General features: G+C 60.7%; 10 protein-coding genes. 7 read left to right on the top strand and 3 right to left on the bottom strand.

Annotated features, from left to right (window positions below):
- Positions 1 to 277: 277 nt before the first annotated feature.
- Positions 278 to 1,867, top strand: a complete 1,590-nt coding sequence (locus tag BR48_RS0107240) for a peptide chain release factor 3 (protein ID WP_027230676.1) — start codon at positions 278 to 280, stop codon at positions 1,865 to 1,867.
- Between the two features lie 16 nt (positions 1,868 to 1,883).
- Here the strand turns inward: BR48_RS0107240 and BR48_RS0107235 are convergent, their stop codons facing one another.
- Entirely contained in the window at positions 1,884 to 3,605 is a 1,722-nt protein-coding gene (locus BR48_RS0107235; RefSeq protein ID WP_081815841.1) for a long-chain-fatty-acid--CoA ligase, read from the bottom strand.
- 524 nt (positions 3,606 to 4,129) lie between these two features.
- Here BR48_RS0107235 and BR48_RS0107230 point away from each other — a divergent pair.
- Entirely contained in the window at positions 4,130 to 5,764 is a 1,635-nt protein-coding gene (locus BR48_RS0107230; protein WP_027230674.1) for a Na+/H+ antiporter, read from the top strand.
- A gap of 5 nt (positions 5,765 to 5,769) precedes the next feature.
- Here the strand turns inward: BR48_RS0107230 and BR48_RS0107225 are convergent, their stop codons facing one another.
- Both BR48_RS0107225 and BR48_RS0107220 read right to left on the bottom strand, forming a co-directional pair.
- On the bottom strand, positions 5,770 to 7,383 hold the full coding sequence (locus BR48_RS0107225) for a GMC family oxidoreductase N-terminal domain-containing protein (RefSeq protein WP_027230673.1): 1,614 nt from the start codon (positions 7,381 to 7,383) through the stop codon (positions 5,770 to 5,772).
- A gap of 130 nt (positions 7,384 to 7,513) precedes the next feature.
- On the bottom strand, positions 7,514 to 7,957 hold the full coding sequence (locus BR48_RS0107220) for a carbon monoxide dehydrogenase subunit G (protein WP_027230672.1): 444 nt from the start codon (positions 7,955 to 7,957) through the stop codon (positions 7,514 to 7,516).
- A gap of 195 nt (positions 7,958 to 8,152) precedes the next feature.
- Here BR48_RS0107220 and pgi point away from each other — a divergent pair, with 195 nt between their 5' ends.
- The 5 genes from pgi to BR48_RS0107195 all read left to right on the top strand — a co-directional run bounded on the left by pgi (position 8,153) and on the right by BR48_RS0107195 (position 14,827).
- Complete coding sequence (gene pgi / locus BR48_RS0107215; protein ID WP_027230671.1) at positions 8,153 to 9,805, top strand: glucose-6-phosphate isomerase; 1,653 nt, start codon at positions 8,153 to 8,155, stop codon at positions 9,803 to 9,805.
- Positions 9,806 to 9,849: 44 nt separating this feature from the next.
- Positions 9,850 to 10,908 carry a succinylglutamate desuccinylase/aspartoacylase family protein gene (locus BR48_RS0107210; protein WP_027230670.1) on the top strand — a complete coding sequence of 353 codons (1,059 nt, stop codon included), beginning with the start codon at positions 9,850 to 9,852 and terminating at the stop codon, positions 10,906 to 10,908.
- A complete protein-coding gene (locus BR48_RS0107205) occupies positions 10,908 to 11,648 on the top strand; it encodes an HAD family hydrolase (RefSeq protein ID WP_155810824.1) in 741 nt (246 codons plus the stop codon). Before BR48_RS0107210 ends, BR48_RS0107205 begins: the two co-directional genes overlap by 1 nt.
- A gap of 115 nt (positions 11,649 to 11,763) precedes the next feature.
- Complete coding sequence (locus BR48_RS0107200) at positions 11,764 to 12,753, top strand: threonine/serine dehydratase (RefSeq protein WP_027230668.1); 990 nt, start codon at positions 11,764 to 11,766, stop codon at positions 12,751 to 12,753.
- Between the two features lie 91 nt (positions 12,754 to 12,844).
- Positions 12,845 to 14,827: a PhoX family phosphatase gene (locus BR48_RS0107195; RefSeq protein WP_027230667.1), complete on the top strand. Its 1,983-nt coding sequence runs from the start codon at positions 12,845 to 12,847 to the stop codon at positions 14,825 to 14,827.
- Positions 14,828 to 14,906: the final 79 nt, after the last annotated feature.

Below are 14,906 nucleotides of genomic sequence, written 5' to 3'. Positions count from 1 at the left end.
GCAGTTTAAGCGCATTCGAGCGGGCAGCCTTCGGGAGCACCTGCGGCTTTTCTTGCCCCTGGAGCACTCACGCGGTCGGAGCTCGGCCCTCTCCACTTTTATCCTCCGCTCCACCTCGCCGTCATATTCGGGCTATTGTCCCGAGGAACACCTTCTTGCAACTCCCTTAGTGGTCAGAGCCGCTGTGCCACCCTTCGCCAAATCCAAGTGTCGACGTGGAAGGCATTGGCTGATAGAAGGCGCGCAATCCTTTCACTACAAAGTTCGAGCCTTCCTCATGTCTTCTGCCGACCATCCTGTCACCAAGCGCCGTACCTTCGCGATTATTGCGCACCCTGACGCCGGTAAAACCACCCTCACCGAAAAGCTGCTGCTGTTCGGCGGGGCGATCCAGCTTGCCGGCGAGGTGAAGGCCAAGAAGGACCGCATGCAGACGCGCTCCGACTGGATGAATATCGAACGCGACCGCGGAATTTCCGTCGTTACCTCGGTGATGACCTTCGAGTACAAGGATTGCATCTTCAACCTCCTGGATACGCCAGGCCACGAAGACTTCGCCGACGACACCTACCGCACGCTGACCGCTGTCGACAGCGCCGTCATGGTCATCGATGCCGCCAAGGGTATCGAGTCGCGGACCTTGAAGCTCTTCGAGGTCTGCCGCATGCGCGACATCCCGATCGTAACTTTCATCAACAAGATGGACCGCGAGAGCCGCGATCCGTACGAAATTCTCGATGAGATCGAGCAGAAGCTTGCGCTCGACACGGCGCCGATCACCTGGCCGATCGGGCGCGGCAAGAGCTTTGCCGGTACCTATAATCTCAAGGACAATACGGTGCGCCGCCGCGACGAGGAAGAAGTACCGACGCCGGTCAACGGCCCTGAAGCGGACGCGGCCTCGGGGCTCTTGCCCGAAAATGAGCGCCGGGACTGGATCGACGAGGTGACGCTGGCCCGCGACGCCTGCAACCCCTTCGATCTCCAGGCCTTTCGCGAAGGCCATCTGACCCCGGTCTATTTCGGCTCGGCGCTGCGCAATTACGGCGTGCGCGATTTGATCGAAGCCTTCTGCGATTTCGGTCCAAGCCCGCGCGACCAGGACGCCGATACACGCAAGGTCGCGGCCGAAGAAGAGAAGATGACCGGCTTCGTCTTCAAGATTCAGGCAAATATGGACCCGAACCATCGCGACCGCATCGCGTTCCTGCGCGTATGTTCAGGCAAGCTTTCCCGTGGCATGAAGGCGAAGCTCGTGCGCACCGGCAAGCCGATGAGCTTGTCTGCGCCGCAATTCTTCTTTGCGCGCAGCCGCCAGATCGCCGACGAGGCCTGGGCCGGCGACGTCGTTGGCATTCCCAATCACGGCACGCTGCGCATCGGTGATACCCTCACGGAAGGCGAGGATCTTCTCTTCCGTGGCGTCCCGAACTTTGCGCCGGAGATCCTGCGCCGGGTACGGCTCGACGATGCGATGAAGGCCAAGAAATTGCGCGAAGCCCTGCAGCAGATGGCGGAAGAAGGCGTCGTGCAGCTGTTCCTGCCCGATGACGGCTCGCCGGCCATCGTCGGTGTGGTCGGGGCGCTGCAGATCGATGTCCTTACTGAGCGGCTGAAGGTGGAGTACACCTTGCCTGTCGGATTCGAGCCGGCACGCTTTACCGTTGCGCGCTGGATATCGGCCGACGATCCGGCCGAGTTGCAGCGCTTCATTAACGCGCACCGCGCCGATATCGCCCATGATCTGGATAATGATCCCGTGTTCCTCGCCCAAAACAGCTTCTCGCTGTCCTATGAGGCAGAACGCTGGAAGGCGATCCGCTTCACGGCGATCAAGGACTATCAGGTGCGCGAGAAGGCGGCCTGACCGGCCGCCGGGGGCTCTAGCCGCGCAGTTCCCGCCGCAAAATCTTGCCGACATTGCTCTTCGGCAATTCGTCGCGAAATTCGACGGAGCGCGGGCGCTTGTAGTTGGTCAGCCGCTCGGCGCAGAAGGCGCGCACGGCTTCCTCGGTGAGGGCCGGGTCCTTGCGCACGATGAAGAGCTTTACGCTTTCGCCGGAATGATCATTGGGAACGCCGATCGCCGCCGCTTCGCGGATACCGGGATGCTCCATCGCAACTTCCTCGATCTCGTTCGGGTAGACATTGAACCCGGAAACCAGGATCATATCCTTCTTGCGGTCGACGATCTTGGTGAAGCCGCGCTCATCCATGAAGCCCATGTCACCGGAGCGGAAGAAACCGTCCGCCGTCATCACCTTTGCGGTTTCGTCAGGCCGGTTCCAATAGCCGGCCATCACCTGCGGGCCGCGAATACAGATCTCGCCGACCTCGTGCAGGGCAAGTTCCTTGCCGTCGTCATTGCGGATCGAAATGTCGGTGGAAGGAACGGGGAGGCCGATCGTTCCGGAAAATTCGGTGGCATCGAGCCGGTTGGCCGATGCGACCGGCGAGGTTTCCGAAAGGCCATAGCCCTCGGTGATCACGCATCCGGTAATCTCTTTCCAGCGATCGGCAACGGGCTTTTGCACAGCCATGCCGCCGCCGAGCGAAAGGATGAGCTCCTTGAAGTCGAGCTTGCGGAAGTCCTCATTGTTCATGAGGCCGTTAAAGAGCGTGTTGAGGCCGGGAAAGATGTGCATCTTGTGTTTGCGCAGCTCCTTGACGAAGCCCGGTATGTCACGCGGATTGGGAATGAGAATATTCACCGCGCCATGCTGCATGCCCATCATCGCGTTCACCGTCAGCGCGAATATGTGGTAGAGCGGCAGCGCGCAGATGAAGGTAAGATCCTTCGGACGGCCCTTGAGGCGATAGGCAACGTCGCACCAGACGTTCATCTGCGCCACGTTGGCGACGATATTGCCATGGGTGAGAATCGCGCCTTTTGAGATGCCGGTCGTGCCGCCGGTATATTGCAGGAAGGCAATATCCGTCGCTTTGAGTTCCACATGCCGCATGCTTTGGGCGCCGCCCTTGGCGAGCGCTGTCTTGAACGGTACATGCCCCGGCAGCGACCAGGCCGGCACCATCTTCTTTACCCGGCGCACGACGAGATTAACGACGTGCCCCTTGAGACCCATCATGTCGCCCATGGCGGCGACAACGACGTGCTGCACCGGCGTTTTGGTGATGACTTTCTGCAGCGTTGCCGCGAAATTTTCGAGAATGACGATCGCCTTGGCGCCGCTGTCCTTGAGCTGGTGTTCGAGTTCGCGCGGCGTGTAGAGCGGATTGAAATTGACCACCGTATAGCCCGCCCGGAGGATGGCGGCGATGGTGATCGGGTATTGCAGGATGTTGGGCATCATCACCGCGATGCGGTCGCCCTTTTCGAGCCCGCGTGACTGAAACCATGCCCCAAGCGCACGGGAATAATTCTTTAGCTGCGTGTAGGTGATGCTCACGCCCATGCAGTTGAAAGCAGGCCTTTCGGCATAGTCGCTGAATACGCGCGTGAAAAGATCGGCGATGGATTCGTACGGCGAGGTCACTTCGGCCGGAACGCCGTCCGGATAATTGCTCACCCAGAACTTGGGTGTCGGCTGGGCCGGGGCGTGGGCGACTGGTTGCGCAGCCTGCTTTGCCCTTTTCGGCTGCATTGCCGGCTTGCCGTCAACAGGTTTTGGCGCGGCTTTCGTGGCCGTCTTCTTCGTGGCCGTGCCAGGCTTGGCAGCAGCCTTCGGCTTTGTCGTATTGGCGGCAGCCTTGGTCCTCGCTGCCGGTTTGCCCGCGGCCTTCGCCACACCATCGGCACTCGCCTTCGCGGCGGTTCCGGACGTCCTTTTTACGGGCGCCGGAGCAGTCTTCGCTGCTTCACGGTCCGTGGACGGCGCGGATTTGCTCCTGCGTGTTGTCTCTTTGGCCACACTAAACCTCCCTGCTTGCTTCCCAAACCCGAACGCAATCTCCCCACCGCGTTCGATGCTACCCAACTCTGCTATCTATTGCGAGAGGCGCTGCGCTGGCAAGTATTTACATTAACGTAAACGTAAAAACTGGATGTCCGGCATTCTACCCAAGTCTGGCGATTCATCGATTTGGTGACATCCGGGCACAAAGTTGCCAAGGTTCGTCTCGACAAAGCAGTGGCAACCTGAAATCACCGGATCGAATCGGATCAACTGTGGAAACCATTACCGTCATCCTGTTGATGCTCCTTGCCGTTGTGGTCAGCGACTCCATCGTGCGCGCGCTGCCCCTGCCAGTGCCGCTGCCGCTGGTGCAGATCGGGCTCGGTGCACTCATCGCCTCGGTGACGACCATACGCGTGGAACTCGATCCGGATATCTTCTTCCTCCTGTTTCTGCCGCCGCTGCTCTTCCTCGATGGCTGGCGCATTCCGAAGGAGGGCCTCTTTCGCGACAAGGGCATTATCCTCGAAATGGCGCTCGGCCTCGTTGTCTTCACGGTGGTAGGCCTCGGCTATCTCATTTACTGGATGATTCCCTCGATCCCGCTTCCCGTCGCCTTTGCGCTTGCGGCGATCGTATCGCCCACGGACCCGATCGCCGTATCGGGCATTGCCGCGCGGGTACCGATACCTTCCCGCATGATGCACATTCTCGAGGGCGAATCGCTGTTGAACGATGCGTCCGGGCTCGTCTGCATGCGCTTTGCCGTCGCTGCCATGCTGACGGGTGCTTTCTCGATTTCGGACGCATTCTTCACCTTCCTTTGGCTGGCGATCGGCGGCATCGCCATTGGCGTCGGCGTCACGCTCGGCGTAACGAGGGGCAAGGCCTTCCTCGCCCGCCATCTTGGTGAAGAAAGCGGCTCGCAGATCCTGATCAGCCTGCTCATCCCGTTCGGCGCCTATCTTCTCGCCGAGCATGTCCATGCCTCGGGCATCCTCGCCGCCGTCGCCGCCGGCATCACCATGAGCTATGCCGAGATAACCGGTCAGGCACTTGCTGTCACGCGCGTGCGCCGCACGGCAGTCTGGGATACGGTGCAGTTCGCCGCCAATGGCGCAATCTTCGTCCTGCTCGGTGAACAGCTTCCCGGCATCTTTTCCGGAGCGGTCGAAAATATCGCGGCGGGTCGCTCGTCGCCCTGGTGGCTGGTCGTGTATATCGTCGTCATCACGCTCGCGCTCGGCGCGCTGCGCTTTGCCTGGGTGTGGGCGTCGTGGAGCATTACCCTTTCGCGAACGGCAGGAACGCGCGAGCAGATTCTCGTGCGGCCGAGCTGGAGACTTGTCGCCACGATGTCGGTTGCCGGCGTTCGCGGCGCCATAACGCTTGCCGGCATACTGACTTTGCCACTTTTCCTCTATGATGGCAGCCTGTTTCCGGCGCGCGATCTCGTTATTTTTCTTGCGGCTGGTGTGATCATCCTCTCGCTAGTTGTTGCCAGCATCGCCCTTCCACGCCTGCTGAACAATATCGAGGTTCCTGTCGAGGCCTCGCACCGCAAGGAGGAAGATTACGCCCGTATCGCTGCCGCAGAAGCGGCCATCATGGCGGTCGAGCGCGCGCAGCACGATCTCGCAGCCGGCCGCCCCGATGCCGATCTCTACGCGGATGTGGCGGCGCAGATCATGGAACTCTACCGCAAGCGCATTGACGGCCGCATGCGTCTCGGTGAAGAGCGTGAGCAGACCGCGCAGACCGATGAAGTTGAGAAAGTGCTGTTCACGACGGCGCTGAAAGCCGAGCGCCAGGAGATCTATCGGCTGGTGCGCGCCCGGCGGCTCGAGACTGCCGTCGCAACGAAGATGGTGCGCGATATCGATTTGCTCGAGGCGCGGTACGGGTAGACGATCTACTGCAAATCCTCGAGCACCAGCGCCGCGCCCTTGGCGCCAACCATCATCGCGGCGGCGTTGGTGTTGCCGCTGATGATGTTCGGAAAGATCGAGCAGTCGATGACCCTGAGGCCATCCACGCCATGCATTTTCAGCCGCGCATCGACCACCGACTGGGCTGGATCCGGTCCCATGCGGCAGGTCGACACCGGATGGTAGACCGTGCCGCTGCGCTTGCGAAAATCGGCGATCAACTCCTCGTCGCTTCGGCAGCCGGGTCCCGGCAATAATTCCTCGACAATCAGCTTCGACATGGTAGGCGTCGCCGCCACCTTGCGCAGGAATTTGACCGCGTCGAGCATTTCGGCAACGTCATGCTCGGTCGAGAAGGCATTCGCCACGATCTGCGGCGCTTGCAGCGGATCGGCCGAACGGATGTGGATCGAGCCGGTGCTGGTCGGGCGGCAGTTCGACAGGCCAATGGAAAATCCGGGCCAGGGGTCTGGCGTCAGGATAGGACGCTCGCCATTTTTCGGCACAATCGTCGAGAACGCCTGAAAATAGAGCTGCATATTCGCACGCGTCCGTGACGGATCGGTGCGGAAGAAACCGCCCCCCTGGTTCATGCTGATCGAAAGCGGTCCCGTGCGCAGCAAAAGATATTCGATGCCGGCAATCGCCTTGCCCCACCATGGCCTCAGCACCTGATTGAGCGAGGGAATATTGGCGCGATAGGTATAATTTATGCCGAGATGGTCCTGAAGGTTTTCGCCGACATTCGGGTTTGCGTAAACGACGTCGATGCCGAGTTGCGAAAGCCGCGCCGGATCGCCGATGCCGGAAATTTCGAGCAGTTGCGGCGTGTTCACCGACCCGCCGGCAAGAACGACTTCGCGGCCCGCCTTCACCGTTTCGCTGCGCCCATTCCTCGTAAATGCCACGCCCACGGCTTGCTTACCCTCGAAGAGGATGCGGGTCACCATGGCGCCGGTCAGTACCGTCACATTGGGCCGTTTCATCGCTGGACGCAAAAAGGCCCGCGCCGCCGACATGCGACGACCACCCTTCGTCGTCAGTCGAAAGGCGCCGACGCCCTCCTGGCTCGCGCCGTTGAAATCGGGATTGTAGGCGAGGCCTGCTTCCTGAGCCGCGATAATCAGCTTGTTGGCAAGCGGGTGAAACAATTTGGAGCAATCGCTGACATGCAGCGGCCCGCCACGGCCAAGACTGTCCGACGGGCCGTCATGGTCCTCCAATGCCTTGAAGATGGGCCAGACATCGGCAGCGCCCCAACCCGGATTGCCGCGGTCGCGCCACTCGTCGAAATCCTCGCGGGCGCCCCGGACATAAACCATGGCATTGATCGAACTCGATCCGCCGAGCACCTTGCCGCGTGGCCAGTAGTCGGCATTGCCTGCGAGGCCGGGGTCCGGTTCGGCGCGGTACATCCAGTTGACGGATTTGTCATAGAAGGTCTTGCCGTAGCCGAGCGGCATGGCGATGAAGAATCGCCGATCGGAGCCGCCCGCCTCGAGCACGAGCACGGAGTAGCGCCCGTTCTCAGAGAGGCGATTGGCAACGACTGAGCCGGCCGAACCGGAACCGACGATGATGAAGTCAAAGGAGCGCATAGATGCCTTGCCCGAATGCGAATATGTCCGGAAAAGATACCCGCCTTCGATCCCCTAAACCCAAACGGCTTTCCGTCACGGCCTATGGAAAATGCGACAGGAAGAAGGATCCGCGCATTTCTTGCCTTCTCTACCCGCCGCTCACCGCCGCATTGAAGTTCTCGAAGAACTGCGTCGCGAGCTTTTTCGAAGTCGATGCGATCAGGCGGCTGCCGAGCTGGGCAATCTTGCCGCCGACATCGGCATTGACGACGTAGGCGAGCACGGTCTCCGCGCCCTCGTCGATAAGCGTTACGTCGGCTCCGCCCTTGGCAAAACCCGCAATCCCGCCGGTGCCTTCGCCGGAGATCGTATAGGACTGGGGCGGATTGAGATTGGAAAGCTCGACCTTGCCTTTGAAGCGTGCCTTGACCGGTCCCATCTTGACGCCGACAACTGCTGCAAGCTCGGTATCTGAGATTCTCTCCAGACTTTCACAGCCCGGGATGCACGCTTTCAAAATCTCCGGATCGTTCAGCGCTTTCCATACGGTATCGCGCGGTGCAACGATCCTTTCCTCTCCAGTCAAATCCATGATTGGTTCCTCCCGAAGCGGAGGCTAGATGGTTTTGCGGTGAAAATGAAGCGGCGCGTGCCGCAGTTTTCCCGCAATTGGCAAGGCATGTTCGCCGCAGCGAAGAAAGCATGAGATTCTCCCTTCGATGAATTGAATTCAAACCGTTTGAGTGGCAGTTTGCCCACGCCCGAAGCATTGTTGCAGGAGACGAAAATGGCGTCAGAACAAGCGAACGAAGTAAAACGTTCGGTCAAGGCTCTCAAGGATCACTGGAAAAACGGCGCCCCGCGCAACATGCGCAGCGCCTTTGCCAAGGATCCGAAGCGCTTTTCCCGCTATTCCCTCGAACTCGATGATCTCCTGCTCGATTGGTCGAAGTGCCTCGTCAATGACGATACCATGGCTCTGCTTGCTGACGTGGCCAGGGCGGCGAAGGTCGAGGAGCGTCGCGACGCGATGTTTGCCGGCAAACCAATAAACAATACCGAGGGCCGCGCGGTACTGCATGTCGCCCTGCGCAACCGGTCCGGCAAGCCGATCAAGGTCGACGGTGAAGACGTCATGCCCGGCGTCAAGGACGTGCTTGAGCGCATGGGCGCGTTTGCCGGTGGCTTGCGTTCGGGTGCGATCAAGGGTTCGAAGGGCAAGCCGATCACCGATATCGTCAATATCGGCATAGGCGGGTCCGATCTCGGCCCCGCCATGGCGACGCTTGCGCTATCGCCCTATCATGACGGCCCCCGCGCCCATTTCGTCTCCAACGTTGATGGCGCCCATATTGCCGATACGCTTGCCAAACTCGATCCCGCAACGACGCTGATCATCGTTGCGTCGAAAACCTTCACGACCATCGAAACCATGACCAATGCCAAGGCGGCACGCAAATGGATCGCCGATGCGCTTGGCGAAGAGGCTGTCGGACAGCATTTTGCGGCCGTATCGACAGCGCTCGACAAGGTCGACGCTTTCGGCATTCCGGCCGACCGCATCTTCGGTTTCTGGGATTGGGTCGGCGGCCGCTATTCGATCTGGTCGGCAATCGGCCTGCCGCTGATGATCGCGATAGGACCGGAGAATTTCGGTCGTTTTCTCGATGGCGCCCACGCCATGGACGAGCATTTCCGCAAGACGCCGTTGAAGAAAAACCTGCCGATCATGCTCGGCCTTGTCGGCTACTGGCATCGCGCCATATCCGGCTATACGAGCCGCGCGGTCATTCCCTACGATCAACGCCTGGCCCGGCTCCCGGCCTACTTGCAGCAGCTCGACATGGAATCGAACGGCAAGGGTGTGACGATCGACGGCAAGCCGGTCGCCGGTCCGACCGGCCCTGTGGTGTGGGGCGAGCCCGGCACGAATGGACAGCATGCGTTCTTCCAGCTTCTGCATCAGGGAACCGATACGATTCCGGTGGAATTTATCGTTGCGGCCAAGGGGCACGAGCCCAATCTCGACAACCAGCATGAGATGTTGATGGCGAACTGCCTTGCCCAGTCGGAAGCGCTGATGAAGGGACGCACGTTGGAGGAGGCGGCAGCGCAGCTTGCCGCCAAAAACCTGTCGAAATCCGAAGTCAAGCGGCTTGCGCCGCACCGCGTTTTTACCGGCAACCGGCCTTCGATCACCATCATTCACGACAAGCTCGATCCCTATACGCTTGGCCGGCTGATCGCGCTCTACGAGCACCGCGTTTTTGTCGAGGCGCAGATTTTCGGGATCAACGCCTTCGATCAATGGGGCGTCGAGCTTGGCAAGGAACTGGCGACGGAGCTGCTGCCCGTGGTCTCCGGAGCGGAAACGGCAAAGGACAAGGACGCTTCGACGCAAGGTCTTGTCGCCCACCTGCGCAAGCGGCGTGGCAAATAGGCCTAAGGTCCAACAATCATACAAAGCATACTCGGGAGAGAACGATGAAGACCGAAACGATCACGCTGGCCGGCGATGTGCCGGGCAACAGCATTGAATTGCGCGTCCTGCGCTTTGAGGGCAAGGACGACAAGGCCGTCACTGCCTATCTGCAATCATCATTGCACGGCTCCGAGCTTCCCGGTCAGGCTGCCTTGCATTTTCTCATTCCGATGCTGGAGAAGGCCGAGCGCGAGGGCCGCCTTGCCGGCAACATCACGGTCGTCCCCCAAGCCAATCCGATCGCCTCGGCACAATGGCTGGCGCACGAACATCTCGGCCGCTTCGACTATTTCTCGAGCGTGAATTTCAACCGGTCCTTTCCCTTGCTTGAAGGCTTCGACACGTCGGGTCTTCCGGGCGTGGATGCGCCAAAATCTCTGGCTGAAAGGCTGAAAGCCCAGCTTCTGCGCCTCGCGCTGCCGCATGAAATCGTCCTCGATCTCCATTGCGATGACGAAAGCGAAAGCTATGTCTATATCCATCAGGCATTCCTGCCTGAAATGTACGATCTGGCGTCGGCGCTCGGATCGACCGCTATCCTTTCCTGGAGCAGCACCGCAGATGCCGCATTCGAGGAGGCCTGCGCCCATCCTGTGATCCAGCTGTCAAAGGAGGAACGCAATGTGAATCGCCGGGCGGTGACGACCGTCGAGTTCCGCGGCATTGCCGATGTTGGCGTTGAGACGGGCAGGTCGGATGCCCTTGGTCTCTACCGTTTCCTCGTGCACCGCGGCGTCATTACCGATGCGGCAGTGAAACTCGATATCGATTTCAAAGGGCCGGTGACCCCGCTCGAAAATGTCGAAATGATCCGCGCCCCGCAGGGCGGCATGATCCTCTTCCACGTCGAGATCGGCGCAGAGGTCAAGGAGGGCGACAAGCTCGTGACGGTTGTCACTATTCCGGGCGATGCAGGCGGCGACATTGTCCTGACCGCGCCGCAGGCCGGGCGGATCCTGACGCGGCGCAGCCACCGCTATACCCGCCGCGGCGATGACCTGCTGAAACTCCTCGGCTCGAAGCGCTCGGAGACGGCGCGTCCGGGCTCGCTGGAGGCATGATGGCAACCACCCGCTCGGCGCAGATTCGTGGAATTCTGTTCGACAAGGACGGAACGCTTGTCGATTTCAACCGCACCTGGTTCGGCATCACCATGGAGATTGCCCGCGAGGCGGCTGCAGGCGATGAAGCAAAGGCGCGGGCGCTCGTCGAGGCGGGCGGGTACGATTGGGAGATGGAAAAGTTCCGCGGCGGCTCTGTTGTCGCTGCCGGAACGATTCACGATATCGTCGACCTTTGGCATCCCGAACTGACGCTTGAGGAAAAGCGCGAACGCATTCGCGCCTACGACGATTATGCGGTGAGCGAAGGCTCCCGCCGCGCTGTCGGCATTGACGGCTTGCGCGAAACTCTGGAAGCGCTGGTGGCGCAAGGCTACGTGCTCGGCATCGCCACCAATGATTCCGAGGCCGGCGCACGCGCAACAGCCGAGGCACTCGGGCTGACTGCCCTGTTTACCCTTATAATCGGTTACGATTCTGTCGCCCGCGCCAAACCCCATGCCGACCAGCTGCATCTCTTCGCCGAGCGTACCGGTATCGCTCCCGCCGCCATCGCCATGGTTGGCGACAATGCGCATGATCTCGAGATGGCGCATGCCGCGGGCGCGGGCCTCGCAATCGGCGTTCTCTCGGGCAACAGCACGCTCGATGATCTCGGTCCGTTGAGCGACGCCATTCTCGGTTCCATCGCCGAACTGCCGGCGTTTCTTGCGCGTCGGGCCGAAGTCGATCGGGCTTGAGAAGCCCCGGCGCGCCAGCGCCGATCCTGCTACAATGATGACAATGATTTGGGTGCTGTGAACCGATCGCAGTGCTATGAATTCGCCATTGCCATTAATCGCCAGCGAGGGCCGCATGGACAGTCAGGATTTTGCCGTTGGTATAGAAGATGTAAAGGCCGCCGCCGGGCGGCTTCAGGGACAGTTGGCTTCGACGCGCCTCGTCGAATCGGAAGCGCTCAATGCTAAATACAAGGCGCGCATCCTGTTCAAGCCGGAATGTCTGCAGCGGACCGGTTCGTTCAAGTTTCGCGGGGCCTATAATCGCATAAGCCAGTTTAACGAAGCCGAGCGCGAACGGGGCATCATCGCCTATTCGTCCGGCAATCACGCGCAGGGCGTTGCGAGCTCCGCAAAGCTCTTTGGCATCAACGCAGTAATCATCATGCCAAGCGATGCGCCACAGACCAAGATCGCCAATACGCGCTCCTACGGTGCGGAAGTCGTCCTCTACGACCGCTACAACCAGAACCGCGACGATGTCGCGACACCCTTCATCGAGGACCGTGGGATGATACTCGTGCCGCCCTATGACGACCCCTCAATCATGGCGGGGCAGGGCACCATAGGCCTCGAACTCGTGGCGGAAGCGAAGGAGCGTGGCTTCGAAATCGATGACCTCTTCGTGCCGACCGGGGGCGGTGGTCTGATCAGCGGCATCTCGGTCGCGGTCAAGGCCGGTTCGCCGAGGACGCGAATCTGGGGCGCGGAACCGGAGCATTTCGATGATTTGCGCCGCTCGCTGATTGCTGGAGAGCGCGTCACCAACGAGGCTGGCCACCGTTCGATCTGCGACGCCATCCTGACGCCGCAGCCGGGCGAACTCACCTTCCCGATCAACAAGCACAATCTAGCCGGCGCCATCGCAGTGTCGGACAGCGCGGTGCGCGGAGCCATGCGCGACGCGGCCAATCACCTGAAACTGATCGTCGAACCGGGCGGCTGTGCGGCCTTCGCGGCGCTCGCCAGCGGCGAGGTCGATATCGAAGGCAGAACCGTCGTCGTCGTCCTTTCGGGCGGAAATGTCGATCTCGACATCTATGGCGGGATGATCGCAGCGGCTTGAGGCAAAAGACCGCTGCGGTTGTTACCTGGTCGTCACAAGAGGGCGGTAGGCTCGGGTCTCGTCCCCCCAGCCAGATAGCCAGAGGTGAGCCATGAACGACCAATCCCAACCGTTTCGCACCAGCCTGCTCGAAGAAAACGACGGGCCGGGCCATAACCCGACCAACAACCCGACGATGGGCGAGATCATAGCATCGCGCTTTTCGCGCCGCGGTTTCCTGAAGGGTTCGCTCGCGGTTTCGGCCATCGCGGCGACCGTCAGCCCGATGGCCCTCATGCTTGCTGACGATGCCCGCGCCGAGGAGAAATCGGCTTTCGTCTTTGAGGAAGTCGAGGCCGGCATCGACCAGAAACACCACGTGGCTTCCGGTTACGATGCGGATGTGCTGCTGCGCTGGGGCGACGCCCTCTTCCCCGATTCGCCGGAGTTCGACCCGAAGAACCAGAGTCCCGAAGCCCAGGCGAAGCAGTTCGGCTACAATAACGACTATGTCGGTTTTATCCCGATCGACGGCTCTTCCGAGCACGGCCTGCTTGTGGTCAACCACGAATATACGAACGAGCATTTGATGTTCCCCGGCATCGTCAAGGTTGTCGAGGGCAAGATCGAAGTCGCGCCGGCCGACCAGAAACGCGTCGATATCGAAATGGCGGCCCATGGCGGCACCATTGTCGAAATCAAGAAAGTCGACGGCAAGTGGCAGGTGGTGAAGGATGGCAAGCTGAACCGCCGCATCACGGCCAATACCGAAATGCAGCTTACCGGTCCCGTTGCCGGCCATGACCGCGTCAAGACCAACGCCGATCCCTCGGGTGCCAAAGTCTTCGGCACGATGAACAACTGCGCCGGCGGCGTCACGCCTTGGGGCACCTATGTGATGTCGGAGGAGAATTTCAACGGCTACTTCAGCGGTGAACTGCCGAAGGACAGCAAGGAAGCTGAAAACTACAAGCGGCTGGGCATTCCCGAGACCGCCTATGAGTGGGGCAAGTTCCACGATCGCTTCGATCTTGCCAAGGAGCCGAACGAGGCCAACCGCTTCGGCTGGATCGTCGAGGTGGATGTCAACGACCCGGCGTCGGTACCGAAGAAGCGCACGACGATGGGCCGATTCAAGCATGAGGGCGCTGAATCGATCGTCGCGAAGGGCGGTCAGGTCGTCTTTTATCTCGGCGATGATTCCCGCTTCGACTATGTCTACAAATTCGTCACATCCGGCAAATTCAATCCGGACGATCGTGCCGCCAATATGGACCTTCTCAACGATGGCACGCTCTATGTCGCGAAATTCGATGCGGAAGGCGGCGTCGAATGGCTGCCCATCGTCCATGGCTCGGGTCCGCTCAACGCGGAGAACGGTTTTGCCGCGCAGGCCGACGTGCTTATCGAGACCCGCCGGGCCGGCGATCTGCTTGGGGCGACCAAGATGGATCGACCCGAAGATATCCAGCCGAATAGCGTCAACGGCAAGGTCTATGTGATGTTGACCAACAACACCAAGCGCAAGGACGGCCAGATCGACGCCGCCAATCCGCGCGCCAAGAACGCCTTCGGCCACATCATCGAAATCACCGAGGACGGGGGCGATTTTGCCGCCAGCAAGGGCAAGTGGGAAATCCTGCTGAAATGCGGCGATCCATCCGTGGCCGATGTCGGCGCGTCGTTCTCGACCGATACGACCAAGAATGGCTGGTTCGGCATGCCTGATAATTGCGCGGTCGATGCCGACGGCCGCCTCTGGGTCGCGACGGATGGCAACTCGCCGAAGGAAACCGGCCGCACGGACGGTATCTGGGCGGTTGATATCGCTGGCCCGGCCCGCAGCACATCGAAACTCTTCTTCCGCGTGCCAGTCGGCGCGGAAATGTGCGGCCCGCTGATGCTGCCGGACATGGCGACGATGATGGTGGCGGTGCAGCATCCTGGCGATGGCGGCGAGGATTGGGAAGGCTTCGGCCGCCCCTCCTACTATGAGGATCTGTCGACGCGCTGGCCGGATTTCAGGGATGACATGCCGGTCCGCCCCTCCGTCGTTGCCATCACCAAAAAGGGGGGCGGCAAGATCGGCGTTTGAGACTGGCTGGGTGCGAGACTGACAGCGGCGTATCCGGTGCAGAAGGCACTGGCGAAACTCCTGCGATCAAGACAGTTGA

The organism is Phyllobacterium sp. UNC302MFCol5.2 (assembly GCF_000686005.1).
GTDB lineage: Bacteria > Pseudomonadota > Alphaproteobacteria > Rhizobiales > Rhizobiaceae > Phyllobacterium > Phyllobacterium pellucidum.
This window is presented reverse-complemented; position numbering and strand designations above follow the sequence as displayed.

Excerpts from the sequence above, each read along its gene's own strand:
- BR48_RS0107240 (WP_027230676.1), top strand. The coding sequence starts at position 278 with ATGTCTTCTGCCGACCATCCTGTCACCAAGCGCCGTACCTTCGCGATT.
- BR48_RS0107220 (WP_027230672.1), bottom strand. The coding sequence starts at position 7,957 with ATGGATTTGACTGGAGAGGAAAGGATCGTTGCACCGCGCGATACCGTA.
- pgi (WP_027230671.1), top strand. The coding sequence starts at position 8,153 with ATGGCGTCAGAACAAGCGAACGAAGTAAAACGTTCGGTCAAGGCTCTC.
- BR48_RS0107210 (WP_027230670.1), top strand. The coding sequence starts at position 9,850 with ATGAAGACCGAAACGATCACGCTGGCCGGCGATGTGCCGGGCAACAGC.
- BR48_RS0107200 (WP_027230668.1), top strand. The coding sequence starts at position 11,764 with ATGGACAGTCAGGATTTTGCCGTTGGTATAGAAGATGTAAAGGCCGCC.
- BR48_RS0107195 (WP_027230667.1), top strand. The coding sequence starts at position 12,845 with ATGAACGACCAATCCCAACCGTTTCGCACCAGCCTGCTCGAAGAAAAC.
- BR48_RS0107205 (WP_155810824.1), top strand. The coding sequence starts at position 10,908 with ATGGCAACCACCCGCTCGGCGCAGATTCGTGGAATTCTGTTCGACAAG.
- BR48_RS0107225 (WP_027230673.1), bottom strand. The coding sequence starts at position 7,383 with ATGCGCTCCTTTGACTTCATCATCGTCGGTTCCGGTTCGGCCGGCTCA.
- BR48_RS0107235 (WP_081815841.1), bottom strand. The coding sequence starts at position 3,605 with ATGCAGCCGAAAAGGGCAAAGCAGGCTGCGCAACCAGTCGCCCACGCC.